Source organism: Pseudidiomarina andamanensis, from assembly GCF_009734345.1.
In the GTDB taxonomy this organism is placed as follows: domain Bacteria; phylum Pseudomonadota; class Gammaproteobacteria; order Enterobacterales; family Alteromonadaceae; genus Pseudidiomarina; species Pseudidiomarina andamanensis.
Window position 1 is genome coordinate 1,518,492 of record NZ_CP032551.1, and the last position, 23,878, is coordinate 1,542,369.

Genomic DNA, 23,878 nt, shown 5'->3' on the forward strand with positions numbered 1-23,878 from the left:
GAGCTGCAAGCTCAAAAATTAATCAACTTTGCCGCGCATTGCTTTAATTGATGCGCGCTTTTTCTTGGAATCAACGCGACGTTGCTTGGCTGCCTTAGAGGGCTTGGTAGGAATTCGCTTTTTGCGGGTTGCGCCAACACTACGAACTAATGCGACGAATTGCTCAAGCGCTAACTCACGGTTAGTTAACTGACTGCGTGTTTCTTGGCACTTAATAATAATTTTGCCACTTTGCGTGATGCGATGATCACGAAGAGCGAGTAATCGTTCTTTGTACATATCCGGTAGTGACGAGGCGCGGATATCGAATATCAATTGAGCCGCTGTCGATACTTTATTCACATTTTGTCCACCCGCTCCTGATGACCGAATAAACTGCCACTCAATTTCCCGCTCCGGAATCAACACGCGTTGGGATATTTGAATATCACCCATTGGCTAAGCCTCCACTTCGTTGTATCCGCCGGCGAACCGCTTTTAATACTAACTGAGGATGCGCACAGACCATAGTAAACTGCTGTTTAGCACGGGTAATACCGGTGTATAACAATTCTTTAGTTAGAATTGGTACATCATGCTCGGGTAACACCATAACCGTATGAGAAAATTCCGACCCTTGCGATTTGTGAATCGTCATCGCAAATGCTGTATCAACTTGCGTAAGACGGCTGGGTAACAACCAACGTATGGTGCCATCTGTGGTTGGAAAAGCAACACGCAATGGTTCATTCGGTTCACGGCGTAGGACGATACCAATATCACCATTACGCAAATCAAGACTGTAATCGTTGTGGGTCACCATCACTGGGCGGCCTTCAAACCAGCCATGCTCGGCGGCTTGATCACCGAATAGCCAGTAGCTAATGCGTTGATTAAATTGGTGCATCCCCCATTCGCCTTCGCGTACAGCTGTTAGTATCTGAAATTGCTCGAGTTGCTTGAGAATTTTTGCAGCCCAAACATCAATTTCTTCAGCGTTTCTTGATTCGGGTCGTGTCTCAATTAACTTTAATAAGGGCGCATAGCCCTGTTCAACCAGTTGTTGAACCGACTGGTGATTCGGCCGTGGTACGGCGCGCATTCGTATGTTATCAAATTCAACGTGCGCTGCAGCCATTGCGTCACTGTCTTGCAACCATTGCTCCAACCAAACATGTTGCTGCCGATTCACTTCATCGGCTAATTTGCCAATGCCCTTATTAGGATCAAAGCGGCGGCTTTCATGAAACATGGTGGTATGTTGCAAGTAGGGCCATTCAGCGCCGCTTGCATCGGTTTTGTCCGTTGGTAACGCGACATTGGTCGTCGCATTTAACCATTCAGTTAACTCTGGCGTGTAATGCCCGTGCTCGGCCTGTTCGCACAACTGGCCTAAAATGGCGCCAGCCTCAACCGAAGCCAATTGATCTTTATCCCCGAGTAAAATGAGCCGTGCCCGCGGCGGAAGCGCATTAACAACAGCAGCCATCATTTCAATATCTACCATCGATGCTTCATCAATAATGACGACATCGGTATGAAGCGGGTTATCTTTGTGATGGCGAAAACTGCGACTATTCGGCAATGTTCCAAGTAACCGGTGTAACGTAACCGCCTCGGTTGGAATGTCGGCCTTCACATCATCAATACTCGTTAACGTAAGTAATTCGTTGCCTATAGATTCACTCATTCGCGCGGCTGCTTTGCCGGTTGGTGCAGCGAGCCGAATTCGCAACGGTTCTGGCTGCCCTCGCAATTTTTGCAACGTGGCTAAAAGCCTCACAACAGTATAGGTTTTTCCGGTACCTGGGCCACCAGTTACAATAGTGAACAAGCTACGCATCGCCATCGCACATGCGGTGCGTTGCCAACTGATGGTTTGTTGGGTACCAAACAACTCATCTAAAACATGCTTCAATTGCCCAAGATTAACCGGTTGCAGCGCTTTCATACGTGCTGCTAAGTCGGTTTTAATCTGCTGTTCGTAACGAAAATATCGACGCAGATACAAGCGTTGTCCTTGCAACACTAAAGGACTGTTATCATTGTTAACCGCTGGTGATTCCAGCAACACCTGCACTGCACTCTCCAATGATTCTGCTCCCGCGACGTTGCATAACAGCTGTTGCGGTAGTTCACACGCCTGCAGACTCTCAACCGATGCATGTTCTGGAGGCAAGCCAAGCGTTTGCTCAGGTTCAGCGTATAACTGAGCTAAATCGAGACACGGATGCCCACGTCCCAGCTGATAACTCACGAATGCAGCTAATAACACCACAGCCTCTTGATCGTCCTCAAGTTGCTTAGCTAATTGCTGCGCAAAGCTGAGGTCAATCGCTCGAATCCAGCCATGCTGATACCAAAGTTGCAGATTTTCTAACATGGAAGCACCTCCGCTTCGCTAAATAGCTCAGCTAATTGCTCAATTAACTGCCGCGGTGGCTTGTCATAAAACACGCCAGCAGTCGGTGCTTCAATACCGCGTAAAAACAAATACACAGCGCCGCCAATATGGCGATCATAGTCATAGAGCTCGCCAAGACGCACGCTGAGTAGTTTATGCAACGCAACCAAATAAATGACATATTGAAGGTCATAGCGACTACTCAATATTTTGTCGCGCATCGCATTCTCGGTGTAGGCGGCCTCATTTGAACCTAGATAATTTGATTTATAATCAGCCACGTAATACTTACCATTGTGCTCAAATACCAAATCAATAAATCCTTTGAGCATGCCATTTAGTTGCATCGGCAACACCTTAGGACGGTCATAGCCGCACAATACGTGCTCACGAACTAAGGCGTCGATGTGCTGTGCGTCCAGTTCAGGTGCCGGAAACCAAAATTCTGGCTCCGCTTGTAGCTGCCGCAGATCAGCTAACTTCAATTTGGTATCGTTGAATTGCATTGGCGTCGCAAGCATCGCCGTTAACCAGCGCATCAACACATCTTGGTGCGTTGCCCAAGGTTCCAACTGTGACCGCTCAATAACGAACGCCCGCAGGTTGGGCGCATCTTGGAGTAACAGTGAGAAGCCTTCTTCAGCCGCATCTTCAAGCAAATTATGCAAAAACGTACCGGCATCAGCGCCTTTCGGAAAGCTGTGAATGGTATTGAGGCTTGGAGCTGCCTCTTGAAGTGGCACGTGATCGTGCTGTTCTTCAAGCGCATTGGCACTGTTTACATCATCAACAGACACCCAATCACCGTACTTCAGAGCACTGTAACTAGCGACCCACCAACTCTCGAAGCGAAAGCCGTCGGGCATGCGACAATAGTTGAGCGCCGGCAAAGTATCCTGATGCGGGTGATAGGATGTTCGTGCGATGTCTTCGGCAACCTCATTACGATGACAATGCCGGGGCGGTTGCCAATCCGATAACGCTAATTCACCACCGCCACTAAGCACATAATTGATGGCGGTATCGTGTAATGTATTAAACGGTGCAAGGCCAATAAACGTGGCGAACTGGGCTCGGGTCACCGCGACGTAGAGTTTACGAATATCTTCTTCCAGTCGCTCTTGATCGAGCTTCGTTACAATGGCTTCATCATCGCCCGCCAAGGCAACTTGAATGCTCCCATCATTGTCGTGATAGACAGCCGGAAATTTAATTCGTTTGTCTTTTGTTTTGGTACACGCAATAAATGGCAAATAGACAAGTGGATACTGCAAGCCTTTCGATTTATGAATCGTAATGACTTGTACCAGTTGGCTATCGCTTTCCAGACGCACTTGCTGCTCTTTTGAATCGGTGCTGTTCCCTTCTCGCGCTAGCTCAATATGCTCGGCTAAGTAGCGCAAGACACCCGACATCCCCTCGCTTACAGCAGCATGTTGCTGCAGTAGCTCGGTCATATGAAGCAAATCTGTTAATTGCCGCTCACCATCAACCTCGCGTAGTAATCGCGCTGGCACATCATAGTCGTGCAATAAGCGTTGAATCATGGCAAGCACACCATGCTGCTGCCAGCGCACGTGATAGGACAGTATTCGCTCAGCGAAGCTATCCCAGCGCAGTTCATCGTTCAGGCTTTGATCAATTTCTGTCAACGATAAAGCCAATAGTTGACTGACTAAAGCAGCTCGCAGCAAGCTCGGATCTCGTGGTTGTGCGCAAGCTTGGAGTACTCGCAATAACTCCACCGCAAGCGGACTACTAAATACCGAATCCCGGTCAGATAAGTAGACGCTTTGAACGCCCCGCTCACGCAACGCTTGGCGAATTATCTTCGCCTCGGTACCACTGTTTACCAGTACCGCCACATCGCTCGGTTTAACCCGCTGTAACTCACCATCTTCAACAAAACCTGCCTGCGGGTTATTGAGCAATTGCGCGATATGTTCGGCATGCCAATTAGCCATAATGGCGTTTAAGTTAGCGTTATTTTGCTTCCCTTCCGCCACGTAACAATCGAACTGCAAAGCGTCTGGCGCAACCCCATTCACTTCGAATCGTTGCTTCAGTCCGTTTGCTGCCACCGGAATAAATGGCAAGGGGTCATCACCAGACGCCGGGTCGCGAAAATGGAATGGTCCCTTCGGGGTATCTTTCGCTTCCAAAAACAGTGCATTGCTCGCATCAACCATCGCTTGGGTTGAACGATAGTTCGTCGCCAAAGTGTAATGTCGACCAGTGGTTGCGCTGCGCGCTTTTAGGTACGTATGAATATCGGCGTTTCTGAAAGAATAGATAGCTTGTTTAGGGTCACCAATCAGAAATATGCCTGTGCCGGCTTGGGGCGTTTCAAGTTGATAGACCTTATCAAAAATTGCGTACTGAACCGGGTCAGTATCCTGAAACTCATCAACCATCGCTATCGGGAATTGCTGCCGAATGGTATCCGCAAGCGCTCCGCCAAATTCACCATACAAGGCATAGCGTAAACGTGTCAGCATGTCATCGAAACCCATCTCTGCGCGTTGCTGTTGAAGCATTGCAAAGTGTTTCTGGAACCACTGCGCGGCGTGTTGTAAAAGTCCTGAGCGCGGTGTCGGAATCTGTTCAAACGCCTCCCGTAATGCAGTAAATTGCTGCCACAATGGATGCTCAGGCACGTCCTCTTTCACGGCATCTTGTAAACCATCAACGGTGAATCGATCCCAACCGGTTTTTGGTTCAAGACTAGGTACTAATGGCGCATTCGCGTGATGCAAAGAGGCGGCCCACTCACGTAACTGAGCCAACCATTTCGTCACTGAGTCGGCACGCATCTTGTTGCCGTTTAAGCGTTTTTCATCTCGCAATTTAGCTAAAAGAGCTTCACCTTCGTCAATCCATTGCGGCCACTTGGCATGATGAAACGTTTCTCGAATAGCCTGTTGTGCCTGCACCGTTTTTTGTAATACCGCAGCTGGTGCAGGTAGCCCGCTTGGTTGCCCATGATTTAAAATAGGTTTTACAGCTTGCAACAGCGCTTCAGGATCTGAAAATTCCTTGGTGACAAGTTGATATTGCTCGATCTCTGATTCCGAAAAAACACTAACAAATGTTCGCCAATAATCTTCGCTAACTTGTTGCCACAACGCTTGCGTATCTGTATTCAGTTGCTGAGTAAACAAACTACCGCTGGCAAATGCATGCTCACGCAACATTCGATTACACCAACCGTGAATGGTGTGTACTGCAGCTTCATCCATCGCTTGCGCTGCTAAATCAAGTAGACGTGCGTAACTTGCCAATTCATGCTCGGAATAGGCCGCTTTCAACGCGTGCAAAAAGCGGTCGCGTACATCGATGTCGCCGCGAAAGTACGCAGCGGCTTCACTTAGGTTCGTGCGAATTCGGTCACGCAATTCTTCAGTCGCAGCATCAGTAAAGGTCACGACCAAAATTTCATCTGGGGTATAGCAGCGCTGGCATTCATGCCCAAGCACTAAACGCAAATATAAAGCCGCAATGGTGTAGGTTTTACCGGTACCGGCGCTTGCCTCAATTAATCGACTACCATCTAATGGAAACGTCAGCGGCTGCAGTTTATTAATTGAATTCATCCTGCCACCTCCGCTGTTGGCATACCTAAAAATAAATGCTGCATCATCGGCTGGTAAAGCGCTTGCGCCATATCATTCAATATTCCAGAAGCTGTCAAACTGGCGTAATCTGGGAAGTACCGCGCGGTATAAACGGCACGTAATTTTTGCGCTGTATGATTGAACCCTGACTCATCATAAAATTCTTGAGCTTTTGAATGTATTGCGTTGATCGGCTCCTCGGTAAAGGCTTGCTGCCAGTCTTTATAGTTTTCCTTGATACCCGCAAATGCCGTTTCTAATTCCAGCGGTAGCGGTTGCTGCAGCCCCGCATGAACCCAGCCCATCACTCCGGTTAACAACGCCAGCGCTTGTTGCTGTTTCATCGGTGCAAATTCAATCACACCTTCTCGTCCCAACAAGCAACTGTGGGTTGCATGAAGCGAATTGAGCAAGAGGTGTTCAAGCCATAGCTGCACGGCATGCTGTGGCCGTGGTCGATACGTCTTGCGTTGGTTATCAACAACCACCGATGGTGTTACCTGCAACCAAAGTCGCTCGCCTTGGCTATTTTGTTGCAGTGTCGGGAACGTCGCTTCAATGCTTAATCCATTGTCAAACTGATGCGCAATTTGCACTGTTTCCACTCGGTTTTGATAAGCATTGAACAATTCACTCGCTCGCTCTAACAAACCTTGTGTGTCAGACAGTAGATTGTCTCGCATCACTAACCCTGACGCGCCGAGTGGCAGCTCGCCAGCACGCTGATAGCGCTCGAGCATGGCTGCAATGGTTGCTTCGGCTGTGGCTACGTCGCGTTGTTCACGCAGCATCCGCATAGCTTGTTGCAAAGTGGGCTGGAGCAATTGCCAACGCTCTAAACCATTCATCTCAAATCGCTCTTCGTCGCGCAGCGTATGGGTTTGCTCCCTCAAATAGGTATTCAGACGCACCTGAGTAAACAGCTTTGCCGATTCTTTCATGAAATCGCTGACTTGTTTCACGGTAAGAGCCCGAGGTGGTATCCATTCCGCGAGTTGTTGATGTTGTGGCACATCCATTGTTGATTCATGGTGTACAACATGCCATTCATCAGCAAAACTAAATCGAGCATTGAGCTGTGGCTGCGACAACATAAAATAATCACGATGGAATGGCTGCAGTCGATGTTCAACCACCCAAGGCGTGCCATCGCTGCGCTCGCCATAGACTTGCTGTATATGCTCGAGAAATTGACTGATTAATACCGACGGCGGTTTTTCGCTATTGTCACGAATGCTTCGACCTTGCCAACTGATATAAAGCAATTGTTGTGCCGATAGAATAGCTTCCAGAAATAGATATCGGTCATCTTCACGACGAGAGCGATCGCCTGGGCGATAATCACGCGCCATTAAATCAAAATCGAAAGGTTTTTGGGTTCGCGGATAGTCACCATCATTCATGCCCAATAAACAAACATATTTGAATGGGATAGCGCGCATAGGCATCAGCGTTGCAAAGTTAACGCGGCCGGCTAAGAAACGCTGGTTTAAGCTCGGTTCATCGACTTGGCTTAACCAACTTTCAAGTACCACAGTTAAGGCTATGGGTTCATCAAGGGCGGCACTTTGTGTGGCTTCAAGCCATTGCTGTAGGCGTTGCTGAAGCCGATTCAGCAACACCACATCGGCATCTGATTCAGGCGTAAACAAACGCCCGAGGAGTTCATTCAGATAAGTTGCCCATTGCACTGGCGTACGTTCTTGGGTGGCTTGCTCAAAGTGTTCGCACAGCACCATGACCAGTTGATGCAATGCTCCGACAACATCAGCATCTAAACCACCAACATCAGTAAGTGGTTCAATGTGTTGCCAACCGGGCTCAAACCCTTCAACCTCGCCGACAGCGTAGCCAAATAACATGCGTTGCAAGCCGAACAACCAGGTATTTTGCTGCTCTGCCGGCAATTGGAGCTGTGCGCGGTGGTGTTCATCAAGAGCCCAGCGTACGCCAGATGCATCAATCCACCGCTGCAAAGTAGCGAGTTGATCATCGCGGAATCCAAATCGCTTTTGAATAGCGCTAACTTGTAGTAAATCGAATACTTCACTGGCATTCGCGCGTTGTTGGCCAATGCTCAAAATATATTCAAGAGCAATTAACATCGGATGCTGATGCCGTGCACCTTGGTCGGCTAAACTATACGGAATACATCGCGAGTCGTTGCGCTCATAGCGGCCAAACACCGCATCAATGTGCGGTGCATATTGATCAATATCTGGCACCATCACCATCACGTCACGAGGTTTTAAGTTCGGGTCTGCGGCAAATCGTGCAAGTAGTTGGTCATGTAGAATTTCGACTTCACGTTGTGGGCTATGCGCACAATGAAATTGGATTGCGCTATCGTCTAATACTGAGTGCTCCCACTGTTGCTGGGCTTCTTGCGGCGAATTGAGTTGCAAAATATCATAACGAATCGCATCAAGTACCGATGGTTGCTCCGGTAGTTCTTGCTCAAACATGTCGAGTTTTAACGTCGGAAATTCATGACGTAATTCGTTGGTTTCGTCAAATAAATCGAGTAGCCGAATATAATCACGTCCTTGCTTACCCCACGATGCCAGCAACGGATGGCTATAAGCATGTAACTCATCTGGGTTAACAGTTACCTGATGACGACGCTGATGCCGTGCTCTTACTTCTTTCTCGTAAATATCTTTACCATCAATAATATCAGCCCAATAGAACTGACAAGGATTGTGCACGCACAAAACCACTTGCGTGAATCGGCTCAGCGCCTGTAATACCTCGAGCGTTTGCTTCGGTAAGCTCGAGATACCAAACACGACCACTCGAGGTGGTAAACTTGATGGACGTTCGTCAGCGGCAAGCTCGCGACAGCTATCGATAAATTGTTGGTGCAAATAGGCGCGGTTATTCCAGCGCGAATCACCGACATCAGCTAATAAATAACGCCACAGTAGCGGTTGCCATAGTTGATCTTCGGTGACCGCTAGCGAGCCGCCAGCAGCCCAATCACTTAGCCAATCGGCACGATAAATTTGGTATTGATCATACAAATCAGCAAGACGTTCACTTAATTGGAAGCATTTCCGCTGTTCCACATCATCGGCCATATAGCGTCGTAACGGCTCAAATTCAGGCTCATGAAGATGTAACGGCAGTAAACGTAGAATTCGCCAGGTCAGTCGGTCTTTGTCAAATGGTGAATGCCGAGGCAAATCATTACCCAGTACCCCACGATAAGCTTGCCATTGAAATCGTGCTGGCAAAGTCACATCAACCATTGCCGCAATTCCTAAATCGCGAGCAAGATGCTGCTTTAACCACTGTGCGATACCGTTCGATTGCACCAGTATGGTTTCGCTCTCTAGAGCACCGATGGGATATTGGCGATTAATTGACACCACAAGGTCAGTTAAATCCTGTAACCGATGGCTATGGGCAACAATAAATCCTGGGGTAAGCTGACTCATGACTGTTCCTCTGCATGTGTAATTGTCATCCTAACCAAATACCGGCCTGTAAACCAGCCAAATCCAAGGTGATCTTATGCCACATAGTCGCTATATTTAAGGCAATATGAACCAGAGTAAGGAGTCTCACCATGCAACGCTTTTATCTCTTAGTACTAGCGCTTCTATCAGTCCTATTTTTATCCGCCTGTGACGAACAGCAGCCAGTAAATAAAATTCCTGTTGCCGTCGCCGACGTACCAAATATTCATCATCCGAATGAGCAACATTTCACCTCCGGTAAACCTTCAAAAGAAGATCTCGTGAAATTAAAAGAGCAAGGTGTCACTGCCGTTATCAATTTACTAACCGACAGCGACATGAATAACGACGATCAAGAAGCCCTATGGGCGCAGGAGCTCGGACTCGATTATTATCGTGTGCCGGTTGGCGGGCCAAGTGATCTAACCCGTGAAAGCGTTGCCGATTTTGACCGCGCATTGTCAGCGACACAGAACCAAACCACCTTAATTCACTGTGCAAGCAGTAACCGTGTTGGCGCGATGATGGCGTTGCACAGCGCTTGGTTTGAGAATGCCAGCAAAGAGCAAGCGCTGCAGACTGGGCGCGATTACGGATTAAAGAGTCTGGAAACACCCGTACAAAAACTGCTTAGCGAATAAAATTATGGTAGAATGCGCGCGCAAATTTTGACCTCGGATTTACGTTCCGAATCGCCAAAGAAGGAAATAACAGATGTATATTTGCGCCGCACTCTACAAGTTTGTGGAATTTAATGATTTTGAAGCCTTTCGTGAGCCTCTCTACAACTGCATGATCGACAACGACGTGAAAGGTACGTTGTTGCTGGCTCGAGAAGGAATTAACGGTACTATTTGTGGCACCCGCGAAGGTGTCGATAATGTCTTAGCTTTTATTCGCAGCCAAGAAGCCTTTGCTGATATAGAGCATAAAGAATCGCCAAGCGATAAGCAGGCGTTCTACCGCACCAAAGTAAAACTCAAAAAAGAAATCGTGACCATGGGTATTGACTGGGTTGACCCAAAAAATGTGGTGGGCACCTATGTTGATGCGAAAGACTGGAACGATTTAATTCGCGATCCTGAAGTTCTCCTGATTGATACACGTAACGACTACGAGTATGCAGTTGGTACTTTCGAAGGCGCAATTAATCCAAAAACAGACTCGTTTCGCGAGTTTCCACAATACGTGAAAGATCACCTCGATCCTGAAAAGCACAAAAAGGTCGCCATGTTTTGCACCGGCGGTATCCGCTGTGAAAAATCAACTGCGTACCTCAAGTCAATCGGCTTTGATGAGGTTTATCACCTTAAGGGTGGCATTCTAAAGTACTTAGAAGAAGTACCAGAAGAAGACACCACCTGGAACGGCGATTGCTTTGTATTTGATCAACGTGTAACCGTTCGTCACGGCTTGCAACAAGGTGATTACGATCAATGTTATGCATGTCGGATGCCGATTACTGACGAAGAAAAGCAGTCAGAGCACTATGTGAAAGGTGTGAGCTGTCCACATTGTCATGACAAGACAACTCCTGAGCAAAAACAACGGTTTGCAGAACGTGAAAAGCAAATTCAGTTGGCCAAACAACGGGGTGAACAACACATCCGTGATGGCAAAGTCGATGAGCTCAATCGGGTTTAGTCGTTGCTACCTATGCCTTGAAATGGTCTATACTGACCCATAGATACAAGTTATAAGTTAAATCCAAACAAGGAGTTAAACATGCAACAATTGAATGTGATTGGAATTGACCAACATCATGCTGAGCAGCTTGCCGAGCGTTTAAACCAGCTATTGGCAAACTACCAAGTGATGTATATGAATGTTCGTGGTTTTCACTGGAACATTAAAGGTCAAGAATTCTTCGAGTTACATGCCAAGTTTGAAGAAACTTACAATGACTTACTGCTGAAAATTGATGAAATTGCTGAACGCATTCTCACTTTGGGTCAACGCCCTTTGCATGCTTACTCAACGTATATCAAAGCGAGCGATATTCAAGAAGCGAAAGACATTCACGATGGCAAAGCCTGTGTACGTGAAATTCTTGATAGCTATCGCGTGGTTATTCGCCTGCAACGCGAGATTCTTGAAATTGCCGGCGAAGCCAGTGACGAAGGTACTGCTTCATTGATGAGTGACTACATTAAAGAGCAAGAGAAAACTGCTTGGATGTTGACGTCATACTTAGGCTAAGCCTTTTCTAGTCCAAAAAGCCGCGCTTTTTAGCGCGGTTTTTTTATCCCTTTCGCAAAATCTATTATTTTTGCTATGCTGAATCGGTAGTACCTTAATCCATGAAAATAAAAAGGAAAAATTCGATGAACAAAGTCATTGGAATCGTTCTGTTAGTGGTAGGTGTTATTTTGCTGTATTTTGGTTGGGAAGCGTATAACTCAGTTGCCTCTGAAGCCACTCAAGCGCTTACTGGCGAAACCACCGACGAAGCAATGTGGTACTTAATTGGTGGTGCTGTTGCTGTGATTGTCGGTTTATACGGCGTCATTCGCGGCAAGTAAAAGCAAGTGTTAATCAAAAGCGAGCCTTAATGGCTCGCTTTTTTGTTGCGCTAGTCCTGCTGCACGTTTGGCAGACTAAGAGCGCGAAGCGATGCAACAATACCTAAGATTATGAGTAGACCAATTACTGCCTCAACGCCTGCATAGCTCTCTAACACACCAAGCAGAATACCTAGCAATAAGACAATACCGATTACTGTATTGGATACGGCTGTATATTGCGCGCGCGTTTCTTGAGTTGCCATGTCTACCAAGTAGGTTTTACGCCCGACTCGTGCGCCGTGGTGTGCTACAGCGGCGCTAAAAATAAGCAGCCCCGCTAACCACTGCTGCGCTAACAACTCTGGAGTTAACACATACAAGGCGAGAGCTGCAGCCATCACAAATGTTGCCATTGCGGCCGCCGCTGCCATGACATGGTGACTGGCGCTATCTGACCATTTCCCCCAAAACCGCCCCGCCAACATGCCGGCTAAACCGCTTGCTAACATAAGTCCACCTAGACTCGTTAAACTCCCCTCACCGCTACGTTGAATCATGACGACAATGTATGGAATGGCAAACGCGGAAGCCACCAGCAGGGCTCGTGTGAGAACAAACTGGCCAAAATTTTTATCCTGCCACAACAATCGAATCGATTTGAGTGCTTCAACGAGAGCATTACCACCGCCTTCAGTCGCTCCAGGTACTTCCGGTACACTAGCGTAAATAACTGCAGCAGCTAACCACAACAATGCGGCAAAACTCAGCAACAGGATGAATAACCAAGCATCGCCTTGTTGACCGACATTTGTATATTCGGGTGCAAAAATGATGACCAAAGCTGTCGCCAAAGATAGAAAACCTGCAACTGAAGCAGCGAGCCCAGACAAGCGGCCACGCCGAGTTTTCGAAATGGTTTTGCCTTGCACATCTTTGATGGCGACCGAGCATACGCCGCGAGATAAACTAAATAGCGCCAGCAATGTGACGACAGCCCAGCCCAATAAGGTACCTTCGGCAAGTAAAATAGCGACTACCATACCAAGTAGCGACAATGCTTGCCCGACGCTACCCACCACCCAAAACCATTTTCGAATGGGCGTTTGACGCATTTGTTGTGCAATAAATAATTGTGGCAGCAACGCTAACGATTCACGCAAGGGTACCAGTGCACTAATGAATACACTGGGTGCTCCTAGTGCGGTTAGCATCCACGGTAATACCAAACGAGCGCTAACGAGTGAATCACCTAGCTTAGTTAGTGTTAGCGACCATAAGTGCGCCATAAAGGCTTGCGGTTGATCATTACAAGCACTCTCTGGAATATCTTTGCAGACACGAGCATCTTCATCCTCAGCTAACAATCCGTACATGCGGTCGGTAAGCTTCGACATAAGCTCTCCTCGTGGGCGGTGAATTTATAGATGGTGATGTTGCAGGTGGTGGTGTAATTCGTACCAAAGTTGACTAATAGTTTGTGAGAGCTCTAGCCAATTTTGCAAATGTTGAACATCCACACGCTCGCCCGATGCGCCTTCATATGCGTTAATAAAAGCTCGTTGCTCCGAACGTTCAAGCTGATTCACTTGAATACAGTTGGCTAAATCAAAATAGCGCTCACCAAGACCTGAGTACTCCCAGTCAATCACTTGCGGCGGCTGACTTAGAAAGACATGATGAAAGGCCAAATCATTGTGACAAAATACCGGATTATTACCAAAACTATCTAATAGTTTTCGTTGTAGCTGTAAACGCTTCTGAAATTGTCTTGCTCGTTCTGGTTCATACTGCGCTAAATTATCGCAATAGCGCTGTACGCGGCTACGTAACGACCACACTGGAACATCGACAGGTAAACGATGGATGTGCGCGCAAATTTCACCAAGGCGCTGAATTTTTGTTCCCATCGATTTACTGTCGTGAGCGAGATCAGGCGTTTCAATAAACGCTTGGAGCATAAGCCCTTGAACTGCGTCATAATGAAGTACTTCCGGAGCCAAGCCGTGATTAAACAGTATCTGTTGCACGGCAACTTCTTGGTCGCGATCAAGCCCGTAAGGATGGTCAAAGCGAAAATGTTTGAGTACGTAGATGCCGCTCGTCGAAGTGATTTTATACACATCATTAGCGACACCCCGCAACAACGGTTCGGTTTTCATCACCCCATGTATCGGTAAGTTTGTTAACCAGTGTTGCTGCATAATTCCTTTTGACCTCGGCGCCAATTCCACATGGCATATAGTATCAACAAGATATAGATTGCAAAAAGCCCGCTGGTTTTCTCAAACCCTTTCACGGCATATAAGTAAATATACACACTATCAATGACAAGCCAATATAACCAATTAGAAAACAACTTGCGGGTTAGCAACCACGTTGCGAAGAGGCTGTAAATGGTGGTAAAGCTATCCAGCCAAACTTGGTCGGCGTCGGTATAGCGTTCAAGCAACCATGCACAGCAACTCGCTATCAGCGCCAGCACAACAATGGCACGCACATGCCACCACCAAGAATATTCCGCAACATCTTGCGCGGCAGCTCGTGCCTCACCAAATCGCCATTGCCACCAACCATAGGCCGAAAGCGCTACGTAGATAGCTTGCAGCCCTGACTCCATGTAGAGCTGCACTTGAAACATCAAGTAGGTATATATTGCGCAACTGATTGCCCCTGCTAACCAACACCAAACCGATTGGCGCGCAGCTAACCACAAATACAGCAACGCAAAAGCAATGGCGATATTTTCCAAGCTCTCGCTCCCAATTACATTGCGTAATTAAATGTTATACCAACGCGGCGCGGTTCACCCCACTGGACATAAGTCGTAGGTTGATATTCATCACGCGGGTCGTTACCGAAGTAGAAGCCGCGAGTAGCGTAATCTTCGTCGGTTAAGTTACGCCCCCACAAAGTAATACGCCACGCATCAACTTGCCACTGTAAACTGGCATGCAATAAATTATAAGACTCACTTTGGCTGTTGTGAGAATCAGAAAAATAGAAGCTATCTTTACTGTCAACTTGCACCGTAGCACTTAAGTTTTCAGTCACTTGCCAGTTGATACCGGTATTAACTTGATACCCTGGCGCGTGAGCTTGATCGCGGCCTTCCATATCGATGCCATCTTCGGTGACAAAACCTTCAATCTTTGTATTCAGTAGGCCGACGTTAGCAAACCACCATACCTTTGGTGTCAGCGCAACATTCAACTCCGTTTCAAGACCGTAAACTTTACCACCGGCGGCATTTTCAATGTAGCCAATAAACGTTTGCGCGCGGTTTATCCAACTTTTCAGCTGCACATCATCACGATTTTGTGCAAACAATGCCACATTAAGCGACAGCGTATCATCTACATTAATATACTTATAACCCGCTTCTAGGCTAGTTAAATACTCTGGAGCAAAGCTCGAGCGCTGTAACAGAAAGTCTTCGAGCTCTGGATTATCTGTTGCTTTGCCGAGCGCTTCGGCATTAACACCACCGGTTTTGTAGCCACGCGACCAGGTTAAATAAGCCATCTGCCCAAAGGCTGGACTATAGCTTAAGCTCACACGGCCGCCGAGCATGGTGTCTCGAAGTTTAACTCCCACCGTGTTGGAATCTTGATAGACGTTACGATATCGCTCCAGACGCAAACCAGTGGTCAACTGCCATTGATCGCTCAAATATTGGGTGATTTCGCCGTAAAGTGCGTGGCGTTTACTTTCGTAATCACTGTTAAACATATCATCGGCGTAAGTATCCCAGTTCATGAATTCACGTCGCAAGTTTTCAGCACGACTAAGATGATACCAACCAATAACCCAGTCGGTTGAAAGACCCATCAAGTCTATCGGTTGTGTACTTAACCAACGTGCTTCCAAAGTATGATCAAGACGTTCACGCCAATATGCATCCGTAGACGAATATTCCCAGCCCGGAGCAATACCAACGTAACTCCAATCTTCATCATAGCTATACAGCGTATCAGCGCTTAACACACTGTAGCTAAAAACTGTTTCGTGCGTTTCTGCGCCACTGTAGGTTAACGCCATCCGCGCAGCCTTCATGGTTGCATCATCTTCGCCAGGTTCGTCGGACAGCGTTTGCCGCGTATTATCCAGTGAAAATGCATCATAACCATTGTCTTGGCGGTACAGGTGCGCGGTTGACCGTAACTGCCAATGGTCAGCAATATCTGTCCACAAATTAAACCGCGCGATGCGCTCTGAGCGTGATTGCGTATCGTCTCGTTGCAGATAGGTATTTTCAGTAAAACCATCATCCGCTTGCTGATAAACGCTCAACCGAGCACGGCCAAGAGCGCCGAGCTCACCACCGGCCGCAAAGCCTCCCTCAACAGCGCCATAATTCGCCGCGCCGAGTTGCCAAAAGCCATCAAATTTATCGCGCGCTTTAGTGCTCTCAAGAATCAACATACCGGCCATACCATCAGCACCAAAGCGACCACTCTGCGGCCCGCGATAGACTTCCACTTGGCTGATATCGAAAAGCTGTGCTGCCTGACCTAAACCGCTGTAGTTAATACCGTCAATAAGTATGCCAACTGACGGATTAATCGGATCAACAAACTGACTGCGCTCACCGATACCGCGAATTTGTAGAAAGCGAGCACGAGAGCTGCCGCTAGAGAAGTTCAGATTTGGAACGACGTTTAGTACGTCTTCCATATGCGTGCCATGACGTTGCCCTATAGCATCTGAAGTGAGCACTGACACACTGGTTGGCGCTTCATTGACGTATAACGAACGATATTGACCTTGAACAGCAATACGTTCAACTGGGTCATCGGCAGCTACTGCTGCAACGAATAGTAAAGCAGGTGATAACATGGATTATTTCCTCAAAAACTTGTTCAGAAACAATCCGGTCGGGCAGGTTTTATAATGGAGTTTAATTGCTACCATCCCTACGCCAGTATTAACCGGATCAGGTGCAAAGGGTTTGCAAAACTGCATCTCAGCCAAACTGCACAAACCTGTGTCAGCAAGGCACCCCTTGGTAAATTGCGCGGCGAGTATAACAGAACTGGTTAGATAAACGCCAGCGCATCTCCGTAAAGTTGGGTTAACGGCAAACCTTGCGCATGAAATGCGTCACGAATGACTCGTACCATTTCAAAGCGTCCAGCCACGTAAATATCAGCTTCATTGAGGTCCGTCTGTTCAGCCATTACCGCATGGTGAACCAAGCCTTGCGCGCCATGCCAAGTTTCAGGAGCATGTTCAACGACTGGGCGGTAATGCATATTTGCATGACGATCCGAAAGCTCTTGCAACTGTTTATCGAGGTACAAGTCTTCTGGCTTACGTCCACCCCAGTAGAGCGTCACGGGGCGCTTCGAATCACTACGCAAGTGCGCTTGTAAAATTGACCACGTATATGAAAATCCTGTACCGCCAGCGATTAATATAAGTGGGCGCTCACTGTCACCACGAAGCCATGCGTTGCCTAGCGGTGCTTCAATTGTGATCGCACCGGTATCGCGCATTTTTTGCAGTACTTCCATCGCATACGGGTTATCTGGCGTGGCACCAACATGAAGCTCAAGTTCTGAAGTTTTCGAAGGACACGAAGCAATCGAGAACGGCCGTTTGTCACGCTCTCCCATAACCACTTGAATATATTGCCCCGCTTGAAACTCAATGGGTTCCGGCAGCGCTAATACAATGCGATAAACAGTTGGCGTCAAATTTTCTATGGTCGCAACACGACACACGAATTGTTTCATAACAGCTTAGTTTCCTTAAAGAATGTCCAGTTCGTCCCACAATGCATCAACGCGTTGCTTCACTTCAGCATCCATGACAATTGGCACGCCCCATTCGCGATCCGTTTCACCTGGCCACTTATTCGTTGCGTCCATTCCCATTTTTGAGCCAAGACCAGATACTGGTGACGCAAAATCGAGATAATCAATTGGTGTATTTTCAACCAACACTGTATCGCGCGCCGGATCCATTCGGGTCGTCATGGCCCAAATAACGTCTTTCCAATCGCGTGCGTTCACATCGTCATCGCAAACAATCACAAATTTCGTATACATGAACTGGCGTAAGAAACTCCACACACCCATCATCACGCGCTTGGCATGACCAGCATACTGTTTCTTCATGGTGACTACGGCCACGCGATACGAACAGCCTTCAGGCGGTAAATAAAAATCCACAATCTCAGGAAATTGCTTTTGTAGTAGAGGCACAAACACTTCATTTAGCGCGACGCCAAGCACAGCCGGTTCATCCGGTGGACGACCGGTATAGGTACTGTGATAAATCGGTTTCTCACGCATGGTGACATGGGTCACAGTAAATACTGGAAACTCATCCACTTCGTTATAATAGCCGGTGTGATCGCCATATGGTCCTTCCGGCGCCGTCTCATCAGGTGCGATATAGCCTTCGAGAATAATTTCAGCGTGCGCTGGCACCTGCAAATCGTTGCTAATACATTTTGCGACTTCGGTTTTGCCATCACGTAACAAACCCGCAAACGCGTATTCAGATAGGCTGTCCGGAACCGGCGTCACAGCGCCCAGAATCGTTGCTGGATCAGCGCCAAGAGCAACAGCCACAGGGAAGTTTTCACCCGGATGTGCACGCTTCCACTCATGAAAATCAAGTGCGCCACCACGGTGCGATAACCAGCGCATGATTACCTTATTTTTGCTAAGCAACTGTTGCCGGTATATACCTAAGTTTTGTCGCTCTTTATGTGGACCACGGGTTACCGTAAGCCCCCAAGTAATCAGCGGCGCAACATCGCCGGGCCAGCAATGTTGAATGGGCAACTTGGTCAAATCAACATCATCGCCAGAGAGCACAATTGATTGGCACGGTGCTTTTTTTAGCTGCTTCGGTGACATGCTGAGTACTTTTTTGTACATCGGCAGCATGTTAATAGCATCGCGAAAACCTTTTGGCGGCTCGGGCTCTTTCAAAAATGCCAGCAACTTACCAACATCACGCAAAGCTTCAACTGATTCTTGCCCCATGCCCAAAGCGACCCGTTCAGGTGTACCAAACAAGTTCGCCAGCACTGGAACATCGTGACCTTTCACGTTTTCGAACAACAACGCAGGTCCTCCCGCCTTCAACGTGCGGTCGGCAATCTCGGTCATTTCAAGATAGGGATCAATTTCATGTTGTATGCGCTTTAGTTCACCGCGCTTTTCCAACAACGCCATGAAATCGCGTAGGTCTTGATATTTCACTTAGGCTCTCGCTGTGGTTAATGATTTACCAATAAGTCAGGGCGCAGTATAAATGTTTTTGTTATAGTTTTCAGCGCTGACTCGACGAACTCATAGGGATATCGTAATGCTGGCTTTTTGGATCATCGCACTCGTGACTGGTTTACTTGCACTGACCAGTTTATTACCGCGTTTGAACAAGACAATTTGGTGGGTACGCATTTGGGACTTTCCACGATTGCAGCAGAGCGCTGTGGCATTGCTCCTATTAATGGCTAGCACGGTTTTCCTGCCCGCTAACCAAATCAGTACCTGGTTGTTGGTTAGCGTTCAATTGGTTTGTGGCGCCTGGCAATTTTGGTGGATATTTCCCTACACGCCCTTTGCAGCGCGCACGGTCAAGCGCTACAAACGCAAGCGCGATGAGCCAAACGTTGATGAGCATATCCGGCTTTTAACCGTGAATGTATTAGAACCAAATCGTCGCGGCGTCGAATTAACCCAAATCATAAACGATAACCGTCCGGATATTATTGTCGCTGTGGAAACAGACGAATGGTGGGAACAGCAATTCAGTGATATTGAAGATGACCTACCGCATGTTATTCGAAAACCGCAAAATAACTTGTACGGCATGATGGTGTACTCGAAATGGCCGATGACCAACATTGAAGTCACCGACTTAATTCAAGAAGGTGTGCCGTCAATGCATTTTGATTTGCAACTACCAACGCGTGTTGTGCGCATGCATTGTGTTCATCCAGCACCGCCAAGCCCAACAGAAAATGAAAAATCGAAACAACGCGATAACGAGTTAATGCTCGTCGCTAGACGGGCTCGTCAGGAAACTGGTCCGGTTATTGTTACTGGCGACTTAAATGACGTGGCATGGTCAAAATCGACTCGAGCCTTCTTAAAAGAAAGTCAGTTGCTTGATCCGCGCATGGGGCGTGGTATTTATAATACCTTCCATGCTCAAGTTCCAATTATGCGCTGGCCGCTTGACCACGTGTTTCACAGTGAACACTTTATGCTGGTAGCGCTCAAACGGCTTCCACCGTTTGGCTCAGATCATTTTGCGTTGCTGACCGAGTTAGCGCTAAAAAGCGAAGTTTCAGCTTAGTCAGACGCGCGAACAAAACGAATAAACCGCGAAACCGCTGGGTTATCGTTAAACTCGCTACCATCAAAGAAATCAATATAGCGACCCAGTGCTAATGGCGCAGGGTCGATATCTTCGGCATCAGGGGTATTGGTCCAAAATGGTGCGCTTGGTGTTTCTGGAAACACTTCAGTGCGAATGGCCGGATCAAAACACGCATATTCAACTAAAGTTGCGAGTTCTTTGATGTTTGGTAAACGCCAATCTGTCACATCGCCATGACTAAAATCATCCTGCGCGTTTAACGCAACGCTCCAATCGGTCACTGCTGTCGGCGAACCTGTGCAACTGTTATTGCTTGCATCATAAGCTTGACCATATAAGCACAGTGACCACGTTAACCCAGTGCGCACATCGAGAACCGTGCCGTCACGATTATCGTAGAACTGGTCAGGTGCAGTATTTGGTTTAATTGATTCATATTTGCAGGAAGCTTCAACAACGCCGTTTAAGCCCACAACACATGCCACTAGCGATAGATACGATAATTTTTTCATTGCTGACCTCCTTGTTTAGTCGCTAACAGCCGGGTTACGTGCGGCACGAATACTAATGTAATCATTTTTATTGCACAGCATTCGACGTGAGTTTTGAATATCCCAACACCATGCCGCACCAGAGTTATCAGCGGCAGGCGATGACGTCATGATTTTGTCAGAGCTAAACTGTGCAACATCTGGGAAATAATTAACGTCATACGATAACATTTGACCGAATAGCGAACTGCTTTGTGCTTCATTCACAGTTGGTAGACGCCAGTCACTGAAACCACAATAGCCAAGTACATTTAAGTAATTGAGATAATTCTCGCTGGTACAACCCGCTTCATAGTCAATCTCACCACCTTCGATACCTGGAAATTCACACGTTGCTGCGGTGTAGTACGTCTCATCCGCGTTAGGCTCGAGTTCATTCGGGCTGTAGGTTCCAGCGTTACCGGCATTATTAGCTGGATCTGAGTTATACCAACGGTACAGATTCGCTGGATTATTCCATCCTTCGATATAAGTTGGGCTACCCCAAACTGCATATACGGTGCCTGACAAGTTATCGCGCACACATTCAAAAGCCGTTGCTGTGCGCGGCAATGCGTTGCCGTTAAAATCGAGTTTGGTGAAGTTTAAATTACCTTGGCCGTCGTCATGGAAGGTTCCTTCAGCGCCAGTATCCCGACCATAATCAGCATCTTGATTTTCGTAACCTGCCTCTGGCGTAGTTGCATTATAAGTTCCTGCATTGTAGTAACCGACAAAGCCGGAATCTGCTAATACAGCGTCACCAGAAATCATGACGGTTAAGATGCTTCTGGACGCATTGATGGATGCCCCATCAGCATTGTTTAAGCCCAAGATAATAGTTTCTCCGCCTTCTTTGAGATTATCACTGAGCATGGTTAACGGAACTTCAATTTGTGTTGTAAAGGCTGGAATTGTGAATGTTTGCTCATTGATTGTGTAATCACTGTCGCGAGTTGCGGTACCAGCTAAACTCACAGCAAAACTAATTGGTGTTTCTGAGGCGTGACTTAAGCGAGCTAGTACTTCAATTTCACCCGCTTGCTCAGACGTTCTGAATTGCGGTTGACTGAATTGTAGCGAAGGAATTGCATCGTTGTTTTTAATGGTTACTTCAATTGACGTAACACCTAACTCGAGACCTGACGCGCCAGAGAAGTTGACGCTAAACGATTTGTCACTGCCGTAATAATTATTCGAAATAATTGGTATTGAAAATGACTTCGAGCTTTGCCCTGCAACGAATTCGAGTGCTCCTGAAGTCGAGCGATAATGCTCAGCTGCGAGTGCCGTTCCGTTTGCGGTTGCGTAATTCAATGAAACTGTTGAGTCAGGCGCTTCCGATAAAGTGACAACAATTTCCGCTTGCACCGCATCATTCGGAGTCAATTCTGTGACTGAGACACTCTGCGCGGTTGCTACTGGTGTTGTTTGAGAACCGCCGCCATCACCACCACCGGTAGGGTCACCACCCGGTGGCTGACCATTTTGGAAAACCTCTCCATCGCCACAACCGACAAGCGATAATGCCAATAATGAAGAAACTAAGAAACGATGCTTTGGCGCCATCTCAACAAATCCTTTTTAATTGTCATAATTTTTTATAACAATTAATAACGAGAAATAGCGTACAGCGCAAGTGAATTAACAAATTAAGGAAGGTATTAAAAAAGCGGCCTTGCGTGGGAATTAGCAAGACCGCTGATTAGATTAACTCTTTTGGCGTTTCATCGCTTCAAAGAATTCATCATTCGTTTTAGTCATCTGCAGTTTATCGATGAGGAATTCCATTGCTTCAGTTTCGCCCATTGGGTGAACGATCTTACGCAAAATCCACATCTTCTGAAGTTCATCCTGCGATGTCAGTAACTCTTCGCGACGCGTGCCAGAACGGTTGAAATCGATGGCTGGGAATACACGTTTCTCAGCAATCTTACGGTTTAAGTGCAGCTCCATGTTGCCGGTGCCCTTAAATTCTTCGTAAATGACTTCATCCATTTTCGAACCCGTATCAATCAATGCGGTTGCTATAATTGTTAAACTACCGCCTTCTTCGACATTACGAGCCGCACCAAAAAAGCGCTTCGGTTTATGTAGCGCGTTCGCGTCAACACCACCGGTTAATACTTTGCCTGAGCTCGGAATTACAGTGTTGTAGGCACGAGCTAAACGCGTGATCGAGTCAAGCAAAATCACCACATCTTTCTTGTGTTCAACCAAACGCTTGGCTTTCTCAATCACCATTTCCGCTACTTGAACGTGACGGCTCGCCGGCTCATCGAAGGTTGAAGCAACCACTTCACCTTTCACCAAGCGATGCATCTCTGTCACTTCTTCTGGACGTTCGTCAATAAGAAGTACCATCAACACGCATTCAGGATGGTTGGCGGCAATTGACTGGGCAATATTTTGGAGCAATAAGGTTTTACCTGCTTTCGGAGGTGCCACAATCAAGCCACGTTGGCCTTTACCAATCGGCGATGCTAAATCGAGAACTCGAGCAGTAATGTCTTCGGTTGAACCATTACCACGTTCCATGCGCATACGTTCGTCGGCATGTAATGGGGTTAAGTTCTCAAATAAAATTTTGTTGCGGGAGTTTTCAGGTTTGTCGAAGTTAACTTCGCGGATCTTCAGGAGGGCAAAATAACGTTCGCCTTCTTTCGGCGGTCGAATCTTTCCTGATACGGTATCGCCGGTACGCAAGTTAAAGCGTCGAATCTGACTTGGCGAGACATAGATATCGTCTGGACCAGCCAAGTAAGATGAGTCGGCTGAACGCAAGAAGCCGAAGCCATCTTGCAAGATTTCCAGCACACCATCACCGTAAATGTCTTCACCACTTTTCGCATGCGCTTTTAAAATGGCAAAAATAATATCTTGTTTGCGCATACGCGCCATGGACTCTAGGCCCATTGTGTCTGCGAGCTGAACCAGCTCATTCACAGGTTTGTTTTTTAATTCTGTTAGATTCATAGGGGGGTTATGACTTTTTTGGCCAATGGAAATAGTTGTACGTTTATTTAGTTAAACCAGTTTCGTT

The 23,878-nt window shown here is 47.3% G+C and carries 18 protein-coding genes and 1 riboswitch; of the genes, 5 read left to right on the plus strand and 13 right to left on the minus strand.

All coding sequences use genetic code 11. The features are described from left to right. Window positions 1-18: 18 nt before the first annotated feature. The 4 genes from arfB to recC are packed head-to-tail and all read right to left on the minus strand — an operon-like array spanning window position 19 to window position 9,437. Window positions 19-435, minus strand: a complete 417-nt coding sequence (gene arfB, locus D3795_RS07250; protein WP_156267478.1) for an alternative ribosome rescue aminoacyl-tRNA hydrolase ArfB — start codon at window positions 433-435, stop codon at window positions 19-21. After that, a complete protein-coding gene (gene recD / locus D3795_RS07255) occupies window positions 428-2,362 on the minus strand; it encodes an exodeoxyribonuclease V subunit alpha (protein WP_156267480.1) in 1,935 nt (644 codons plus the stop codon). The genes arfB and recD overlap by 8 nt, the downstream gene beginning before the upstream one ends. Next, complete coding sequence (gene recB, locus D3795_RS07260; RefSeq protein ID WP_156267482.1) at window positions 2,356-5,976, minus strand: exodeoxyribonuclease V subunit beta; 3,621 nt, start codon at window positions 5,974-5,976, stop codon at window positions 2,356-2,358. Before recB ends, recD begins: the two co-directional genes overlap by 7 nt. Beyond that, window positions 5,973-9,437 (minus strand): exodeoxyribonuclease V subunit gamma, encoded by a 3,465-nt coding sequence (gene recC / locus D3795_RS07265; protein WP_156267484.1) that lies wholly within the window; start codon window positions 9,435-9,437, stop codon window positions 5,973-5,975. The genes recB and recC overlap by 4 nt, the downstream gene beginning before the upstream one ends. Window positions 9,438-9,568: 131 nt before the next feature. Between recC and D3795_RS07270 the strand changes: the two genes are divergently transcribed. From D3795_RS07270 to D3795_RS07285, 4 genes are all read left to right on the plus strand, one after another. Continuing rightward, on the plus strand, window positions 9,569-10,099 hold the full coding sequence (locus tag D3795_RS07270) for a phosphatase domain-containing putative toxin (RefSeq protein WP_156267486.1): 531 nt from the start codon (window positions 9,569-9,571) through the stop codon (window positions 10,097-10,099). Between the two features lie 73 nt (window positions 10,100-10,172). Further along, window positions 10,173-11,102, plus strand: coding sequence for an oxygen-dependent tRNA uridine(34) hydroxylase TrhO (gene trhO, locus D3795_RS07275; RefSeq protein ID WP_156267488.1), 930 nt, complete (start codon window positions 10,173-10,175; stop codon window positions 11,100-11,102). 81 nt (window positions 11,103-11,183) lie between these two features. After that, the gene (locus tag D3795_RS07280) at window positions 11,184-11,657 is read left to right on the plus strand and encodes a Dps family protein (RefSeq protein WP_156267490.1); all 474 of its coding nucleotides are present in this window, start codon (window positions 11,184-11,186) and stop codon (window positions 11,655-11,657) included. Between the two features lie 125 nt (window positions 11,658-11,782). Beyond that, window positions 11,783-11,980, plus strand: a complete 198-nt coding sequence (locus D3795_RS07285; RefSeq protein WP_092857114.1) for a DUF3185 family protein — start codon at window positions 11,783-11,785, stop codon at window positions 11,978-11,980. Window positions 11,981-12,030: 50 nt separating this feature from the next. Here the strand turns inward: D3795_RS07285 and D3795_RS07290 are convergent, their stop codons facing one another. The 6 genes from D3795_RS07290 to ubiD all read right to left on the minus strand — a co-directional run bounded on the left by D3795_RS07290 (window position 12,031) and on the right by ubiD (window position 19,179). Beyond that, entirely contained in the window at window positions 12,031-13,356 is a 1,326-nt protein-coding gene (locus D3795_RS07290) for an MFS transporter permease (protein ID WP_156267492.1), read from the minus strand. A 24-nt stretch (window positions 13,357-13,380) separates the two neighbouring features. Continuing rightward, window positions 13,381-14,163 carry a phosphotransferase gene (locus D3795_RS07295; RefSeq protein WP_156267494.1) on the minus strand — a complete coding sequence of 261 codons (783 nt, stop codon included), beginning with the start codon at window positions 14,161-14,163 and terminating at the stop codon, window positions 13,381-13,383. Further along, window positions 14,145-14,711, minus strand: a complete 567-nt coding sequence (gene pnuC, locus D3795_RS07300; protein WP_310942428.1) for a nicotinamide riboside transporter PnuC — start codon at window positions 14,709-14,711, stop codon at window positions 14,145-14,147. The genes D3795_RS07295 and pnuC overlap by 19 nt, the downstream gene beginning before the upstream one ends. Window positions 14,712-14,725: 14 nt before the next feature. Beyond that, window positions 14,726-16,798, minus strand: a complete 2,073-nt coding sequence (locus D3795_RS07305) for a TonB-dependent receptor (protein WP_156267498.1) — start codon at window positions 16,796-16,798, stop codon at window positions 14,726-14,728. 57 nt (window positions 16,799-16,855) lie between these two features. Next, a riboswitch (TPP riboswitch) is annotated at window positions 16,856-16,975 on the minus strand. Between the two features lie 23 nt (window positions 16,976-16,998). After that, window positions 16,999-17,697, minus strand: coding sequence for an NAD(P)H-flavin reductase (gene fre / locus D3795_RS07310; RefSeq protein WP_156267500.1), 699 nt, complete (start codon window positions 17,695-17,697; stop codon window positions 16,999-17,001). Between the two features lie 15 nt (window positions 17,698-17,712). Then, window positions 17,713-19,179, minus strand: a complete 1,467-nt coding sequence (ubiD, locus tag D3795_RS07315; protein WP_156267502.1) for a 4-hydroxy-3-polyprenylbenzoate decarboxylase — start codon at window positions 19,177-19,179, stop codon at window positions 17,713-17,715. A gap of 106 nt (window positions 19,180-19,285) precedes the next feature. Here ubiD and D3795_RS07320 point away from each other — a divergent pair, with 106 nt between their 5' ends. Next, on the plus strand, window positions 19,286-20,281 hold the full coding sequence (locus D3795_RS07320) for an endonuclease/exonuclease/phosphatase family protein (protein ID WP_156267504.1): 996 nt from the start codon (window positions 19,286-19,288) through the stop codon (window positions 20,279-20,281). Here D3795_RS07320 and D3795_RS07325 read toward each other — a convergent pair. The 3 genes from D3795_RS07325 to rho all read right to left on the minus strand — a co-directional run bounded on the left by D3795_RS07325 (window position 20,278) and on the right by rho (window position 23,811). Then, window positions 20,278-20,817 (minus strand): Lcl C-terminal domain-containing protein, encoded by a 540-nt coding sequence (locus tag D3795_RS07325; RefSeq protein ID WP_156267506.1) that lies wholly within the window; start codon window positions 20,815-20,817, stop codon window positions 20,278-20,280. The two genes, D3795_RS07320 and D3795_RS07325, sit on opposite strands and share 4 nt — an antisense overlap. 15 nt (window positions 20,818-20,832) lie before the next feature. Beyond that, the gene (locus tag D3795_RS07330; protein ID WP_156267508.1) at window positions 20,833-22,404 is read right to left on the minus strand and encodes a Calx-beta domain-containing protein; all 1,572 of its coding nucleotides are present in this window, start codon (window positions 22,402-22,404) and stop codon (window positions 20,833-20,835) included. Between the two features lie 141 nt (window positions 22,405-22,545). Then, on the minus strand, window positions 22,546-23,811 hold the full coding sequence (rho, locus tag D3795_RS07335) for a transcription termination factor Rho (RefSeq protein ID WP_092857134.1): 1,266 nt from the start codon (window positions 23,809-23,811) through the stop codon (window positions 22,546-22,548). Between the last annotated feature and the right edge of the window lie 67 nt (window positions 23,812-23,878).